The sequence below is a fragment of the Exiguobacterium sp. s142 genome, assembly GCF_018618455.1.
GTDB lineage: Bacteria > Bacillota > Bacilli > Exiguobacteriales > Exiguobacteriaceae > Exiguobacterium > Exiguobacterium aurantiacum_A.
Genome location: NZ_JACSMB010000034.1, coordinates 1 through 6,401, shown reverse-complemented (window position 1 = coordinate 6,401; position 6,401 = coordinate 1). Strand labels below are relative to the sequence as shown.

The following is a 6,401-nucleotide window of genomic DNA, read 5'->3' as shown; positions in this document are numbered from 1 at the left end:
TGTCGTAACTTCATTCTACACGAGGCCATCGCTATGGGCTTTTTTGCGTTCACGTTCAGGTGTTGCACTTAATTTTATAATTCATCCTACAAAATAATAAGTAATAATAGTAAATAGAAAAATCATCATTCCACTTTCAGTAAAATAATTTGATGACTTTGCCGGTTCTGAATATCCTTTCATTTTTTTGCCTCCTATTTTCAACTATATACCATTATAAATGTTTTAGTGGAATTGTAAAATTAAATATAAATTTTAGAAAAGACATTTAAATACTTATATATTTTGAAAGTAAAAGTGTAAGGACTTAAAATTATTTACATCAATAAGTTAAATTTTTAAAAAGTAGCGAAACTTCGTTTCGTGACGCAGACTTCGAACAATCGCCAGGGCGTTAGTCGATCGCCTGCTCTACGTGAATGATCGCCTCGAACGGCACATCGATGATTCCGTCCCGCTGATTGGCCAGTTCGACGGTCCGCTCCATGTAGTTCGTCCGGTGCACGAACCCCTTGAATCGTTTCATCTCCCGCTCCTCTACATACCTTACCTCGACTATATCCCCGCTGAAGATTGCGTCATTCAGCACATTCTCATAGACCGATAGGACCTGTTCGTTGATATCGGGCATCTCAATCTTTTGGATTTCTTTATAATACTTCGTCAATAACGCCTTGTGCTCGGGCATGAGGAATGGGATCCATTTCAGCTCACCCCGATCGCGATACATCGTCATCACAATCACTCCTTTTTTATAAAGAGAACATTTGTTCTTATTTTATACCCGATTTGTCTCGTTTGAATAGTCTTTTTCGTGATTGTTGATCCGTGCGTCCTGTTTCCGTACTCTAGTTCGCTGGTCGTCGGTGCAAGGGACGTCAAAAAAATGACGCGCCCTCCGGCCCGTCTTCCTTCGCTTTAGGCTCAAAGCAAGGCTTTTCGCTCGTTGGCTACGGAAGCCAGGACCTCCGTTTGCTCTACGCATTTTTTTGAGGCTCTCCCTGCGGTCGCCCTTGCACCGTCTCCCGACGCTCGCTGCGTTCCCGTCAACAGGACGCACAACGGTGTTCGTTCTGAGGTCAGCTTATCCGAAAGGGGACAAACCAACATGGAACTATCCGCTATCATCGAGGTCATCCGTATCAAGCAAGAGGTTCGCGAGGAAATGGTCGCCCTCGAGCACGCCATCATCCATTCGCCGGACAGCGCCCGACAAATCGGGTCATCGTTCATCGGGGACGATGACCGTGAGGTGTTCCTCGTCATCATGCTGAACACGAAGAACCGGGTCATCGGCGTCCACCGGGCGCACGTTGGGAGTGTCAACTCGAGCGTCGTCCACCCGAGAGAGGTCTTCAAATGCGCCATCCTGAACAACGCCTCGTGTCTCATCGTCTGTCATCAGCATCCGAGCGGGGACCCGACACCGAGCCGGGAGGACATCCTCGTCTCTGAACGGTTACATGAAGCAGGCGACCTCATCGGCATCCCGGTGCTCGACCATCTCATCCTCGGTGCGGACGAGTCATACGTCAGCATGAAACAGCGAGGGTACATGGGTTGAACGGAATGGAGTGGGGCCGGGGGACCGGTCCCGGTCCGTCCGGGAAGGGCAAGGACGAAAAACGAAGGACGAAAAACGTACGTTTTTCTTTGACGGGATGGGCGACTCGCGTTGCTCTCGCCTGGATCCATAGAGCGGGATCCGGAAAAGGGTCGTTTTCGTATGACGAAAACGAGATGGTTCGTGTGTGAAGATTGGACGTTATTTTGGTCTGTCTCGTAAGAAGATTGTTTGATGAAATGGCAGAAGTGAAAACACGGTTTGTTTATGGAAAATGACCATGTTTTCTAAACAAGCCCTAGGGCTTGTTTGAAACAACACCAGGGCTTACGTGAAATAAGCCGAGATGTTGCCTGCTTGGATGCGAGATATCATTGGGCTATCAAACGGAGAGGATGATTCAGATGGATAATTTTCAACTAGACCAACAGACGATGGACGAGATGACGGAGGTGTTGCTTCGACGCCTTCCTGACCGACTTCAAGAAGATTTTGACGACTTAAAACTTGTGAGCATGGACCTTCTTTGTGATGTGAAGGAAGGAGAACGCTTGACCCACCTCACCGTCTTTTTCAATACCAATATGATTCGACGGAATCGTCGTACATAAGAAAAAGGAATGATTGTATACATGTATATGTGTATACATTTTTTAAAAGTCTTCATTTATGTAGGTTCATGAACAAGGACTGAACTGGCTCTGGACGGGGAATCGTTCTATAAAGAACCAGAAGGGGTGAGACGTGATGGACGAGGGGCAGCTTGATGACTATGCGTTCGGGGGATTGGATCCGTTCGTCCGGACCGTGTTCTCGGAACTGATGGAACATCCCGAGTGGATACGTGTCGTCGACAGGGAACATTGCGTCGAGAAGGTCGTCCGGTTCGATGAAGGACGGAACTCGCCTTACTTCCGCGTGGTGATCTATCTGGATGCAGAAGAGCATCCAATCAAGATAGTGTATCTATATGGGACCTGGGTGGTGGCGGATGGAGACGTCAGCTTCGTCGTCTCAGAGCTATCTAAGGGTGTATTCGAATATGAGGTGATGCATGTCCATTGGCTCATTAAGTATCGATTCGAGGATTGGGGCGTGTCTGAAGACGGAGCATGGGAGACGGAATGGTGATTCGGGCTCATGCGTGAGCGTCTAACGCCTTGTGGCGAAGTCGCTCATCGCACCGCTGCCTCCCTGACGGCCCGATAACAAGAGCTGCTGGCTCATCGCCGCATCTCTATGTTCCTGGCCCTTTCTGACGGGAGGCACGGAGCGTAAGAACAACGTCAAAAGCAAGGGCGTGGGCACGTCTAGTGACACGCGAGGTACATCATTCGGCCGAATGGTGTTTTTGTTTAGACTCCACTCAATCTTTTCTCTGTAATGAGGAATATTTGAAAAGTAGACTTTATTTGATACGGTCATGGAAGAGATTAATGAATAAGTAAGAGGCTGGGACATAACCCAGTAGATTTATAAGAAAGAGGCCACCGGGAGCGACTTGTTCGCTCCGGTGGCCTCTTGTCATTTTTATGGGTTCGTGCACGCATTTCGGACTAAACAGATAGGGGCGACCTCTGATAAAGTTAAAGTGACGAAACCATAACTTTGGAGGTGCCCCTATGTACAAAGAGTATACCATGAACCAATTGGTTTTGCCCCTAGATTTAGAAGTCCGTCTTCAGGAAAACGATATCGCCTTCGCGGTCCACGACCTCGTCGAACAGATCCCGGACGAGGCCTTCGAGCCGTTCTGGCGAACGACGGGCTGCCCGGCCTACCATCCGCGCATGATGATGAAGATCATCCTCTGCGCCTACACACAGTCCGTATTCTCAGGCCGAAAGATCGAAGGCCTTCTAAAGGACAGCCTGCGGATGATGTGGCTCGCCCAGGGCCACGAGCCGAGTTATCGGACGATCAACCGTTTCCGCGTCCACCCGGCCGTGTCCCCGATCCTGAAGGCGGCGTTCGTCACCTTCAGATGTCATCTCGTCGAGACCGGCGAGATCGACGAGGAGGCGATCTTCATCGACGGCACGAAGATCGAGGCGAACGCCAACCGCTATACCTTCGTCTGGCGCAAGGCCGTCGAGAAATACAGCGCCGCGCTCGTCGAGAAGTCGAACCAGCTGTACGACGAGCTGATGGCCGACCAGGTCATCCCCGAAATCGAACGGGAGAGCCCGGACGCGCTCTCGGTCCATGAACTCGAAGAGGTCGCGGCGCGACTCGAAGAAGCGATCGAGTCCCTCAACGAGGAAATCGCCTCGACGGCCGACGTCGAGGAACGGAAAAGACTGCGCGCGAAACGCAAGGAACCCCGCCTCCTCCGCAAGCAGGCCGCCGACTTCGCAGCCCGGAAACGTCGGTACGAGGAACACATGGCCATCTTCGGTACACGGAACAGTTACTCGAAGACCGACCGTGACGCGACGTTCATGCGGATGAAAGAGGATCATATGAAGAACGGCCAACTGAAGCCTGGCTACAACGTGCAGATCGCAACCGAAGGTCAGTACACGCTCGCCTATGACGTCTATCCGAACCCGACCGACATGAGGACGTTGACCCCGTTCCTCGACGAGGTCGAAACGTTCCTCGAGTTACCTGCCTACATCGTCGCCGATGCGGGATATGGGAGCCAACCGAACTATACGGACATCCTCGAGCGCCGGGGGCGCGTGCCCTTGATCCCGTACACGATGTACCGGAAGGAACGGAAGAAAAAATGGCGCGAGAACCCGTTCAACATCGTGAACTGGGCGTACGACGAGGAGTCCGATGCGTTCACCTGTCCGGACGGGAGGCGGCTCCCGTTCAGCCACGAATCCCGGACGACCGACAGGGACGGGTTCACCCGCGAGTTCCGGATGTATCGGAGCAACGACTGCGGCGGCTGTCCGCTCCGCGACCTGTGCACGAAGGCCGAGGCAGGGAATCACCGCCGGGTCGGCGTGAACGAGACCTGGGAGGAACAAAAATATATGACGAGAACGCTGCTTTCGGATGAGAAAACCGGTGCCCTCTACGCCCGACGCAAGACGGACGTGGAACCAGTTTTTGGATATCTGAAGGCCAATTTAGGTTTCACCCGCTTCTCCGTCAGGGGAAAACAGCGCGTGAAACGCGAGCTCGGCTTCGCCCTCATGGCGGTGAACCTACGGAAGCTCATCGCCATAGGCATCGGCGGAAGTGCAAAGAAGGGGTCCGGCCACCGGAAATCGGTGACCGGACCCCTCTTTTTATTGAAAAGATTTAAAACCGGCTAGTTATGTCCCAGCCTCTTTTGTGGTCATTTAAGTGATTTATTTTCATTTTTCGAAAAGATGAGATAGGAGCCTAAAATTAAGAGAGCAAAAAGAGGGACGAGAAAGCTGAGTGAAAGATTGTCGTTCCAAGATATAGTAACTTCACGAGTAGTAGCAAATGCAGCGGCTTGTAAGATAGAGTTCGCTAGGTAATGAAGTTCATAGATTAAAAGGCCAAATATAATCGTCTGTGTGATAATAATGAATCCAACTAAACGTTTCAATGACTATTCTTCTCGATTCAGACTAAAATAGTGGGTAATCTTGGACAGAGTACGTGATCTTACTGTTCGCAAGCATATCCGTCCTTATCACGATCCATTTTTGATTGATATGCGGGATGGCTAGAGTCTACGCCCGCTGGATAGGCTGTCCTTAAATCTGTACAGTTCTCAAAGTATTCAGACTGCGGTTCTTCAATAATTTCAACCGGTTCCTCTGCTTCAACTACTTCAGGTTCTTCTACAGTAGTGAACATAGCGTTACTTGCATCTACATCGCTATAAAGCTCCCCTGTTACCGTCCCTAGTTCCGAATCCACATAAATGTTTTCCCATTGTGAAGACAGGCCGTCTTCTCCTGAATCATAACTTCCGTAAGTGAACATAGGCATCCCACCAACCGCATGAAGTGCCGTACCGTCTTGTAAATCAACTAAAAGAAAGTTCGTTTCATCTAACTTAGACGTATCTTCTCCAAAGAATTTGATTAAATTATCTGAAGTGATTTTATCTCTGGTAGTCGAAATGAAAGCATACTTACCTATTTCTTCAGTGTCAGCACCATTCATTAGCGGCTTAACTTCAACATCACCTAAAGCAGTAGATAATACTTCAGGTTCTTCTACAACTTCTTCTACAACTTCTTCTTCAGCAGGCGGTTCATCGACGGTTTCAACCAATTGATTCACTTCTGTAGTATCTGTAGAAGCTACAGGTTCTAGTTCTTCCTCATCACCAACGCAACTTACGAGAACCATCGTCATCATAAAAGCATAGACGGTTGAAGCCACAACGGATTTAGCAGTCGATTTGCTTCGATAGCCGTAAACCTTTCTGTACCACGGTCTAGCCAACAAGATGATACGTCGATTCTTTTCGATCAAATCAACGATAGCCCGACCATCTTCAGTACTGTTTTGAACGGACAAATAAAAAAGGTCGTTATGTAAGTATTTTCTCTCCGTGAACATTTGGTCCGCTTCTAATTCTTCAGGTAACTCATTCCATCCCATTCGTTCAATCTCGATCACTCTTCCTTGCATCTCTTTGACAAAACGAATTCCTTCTCGCGGAGAAGCGACAAGGAAAATGGTGTCTAGGATTTTAGAATCCCATTTTGCTCCACCAGCGACGTAAAAGCTGGAATACTTCTTTTTTACGATTTCTAAAGAAGATGGAGTTTTCTTTTTATTTTTCTTCGCCATTTTTTTCTTCCTGATGAATTATAAAATTAAGTGCAACACCTGAACGTGAACGCAAAAAAGCCCATAGCGATGGCCTCGTGTAGAATGAAGTTACGACACA

At 48.9% G+C, this 6,401-nt stretch carries 6 protein-coding genes; 4 read left to right on the top strand and 2 right to left on the bottom strand.

Annotated elements, in window-relative coordinates:
- Window positions 1-394 precede the first annotated feature (394 nt).
- Window positions 395-736 (bottom strand): YolD-like family protein, encoded by a 342-nt coding sequence (locus KNP77_RS15530; RefSeq protein WP_251139128.1) that lies wholly within the window; start codon window positions 734-736, stop codon window positions 395-397.
- 372 nt (window positions 737-1,108) lie between these two features.
- On the opposite strand from KNP77_RS15530, the gene KNP77_RS15525 reads away from it, so the two are divergent.
- The 4 genes from KNP77_RS15525 to KNP77_RS15510 all read left to right on the top strand — a co-directional run bounded on the left by KNP77_RS15525 (window position 1,109) and on the right by KNP77_RS15510 (window position 4,836).
- The gene (locus KNP77_RS15525; RefSeq protein WP_034799670.1) at window positions 1,109-1,564 is read left to right on the top strand and encodes a JAB domain-containing protein; all 456 of its coding nucleotides are present in this window, start codon (window positions 1,109-1,111) and stop codon (window positions 1,562-1,564) included.
- 404 nt (window positions 1,565-1,968) lie between these two features.
- The gene (locus KNP77_RS15520) at window positions 1,969-2,175 is read left to right on the top strand and encodes a hypothetical protein (protein ID WP_131444104.1); all 207 of its coding nucleotides are present in this window, start codon (window positions 1,969-1,971) and stop codon (window positions 2,173-2,175) included.
- 136 nt (window positions 2,176-2,311) lie between these two features.
- Window positions 2,312-2,695 (top strand): hypothetical protein, encoded by a 384-nt coding sequence (locus KNP77_RS15515; RefSeq protein ID WP_214891695.1) that lies wholly within the window; start codon window positions 2,312-2,314, stop codon window positions 2,693-2,695.
- 491 nt (window positions 2,696-3,186) lie between these two features.
- Window positions 3,187-4,836: an IS1182 family transposase gene (locus tag KNP77_RS15510; RefSeq protein WP_251139127.1), complete on the top strand. Its 1,650-nt coding sequence runs from the start codon at window positions 3,187-3,189 to the stop codon at window positions 4,834-4,836.
- A 322-nt stretch (window positions 4,837-5,158) separates the two neighbouring features.
- On the opposite strand, the gene KNP77_RS16035 is transcribed toward KNP77_RS15510, so the two are convergent.
- Window positions 5,159-6,301 (bottom strand): excalibur calcium-binding domain-containing protein, encoded by a 1,143-nt coding sequence (locus KNP77_RS16035; RefSeq protein ID WP_251139126.1) that lies wholly within the window; start codon window positions 6,299-6,301, stop codon window positions 5,159-5,161.
- Window positions 6,302-6,401: the final 100 nt, after the last annotated feature.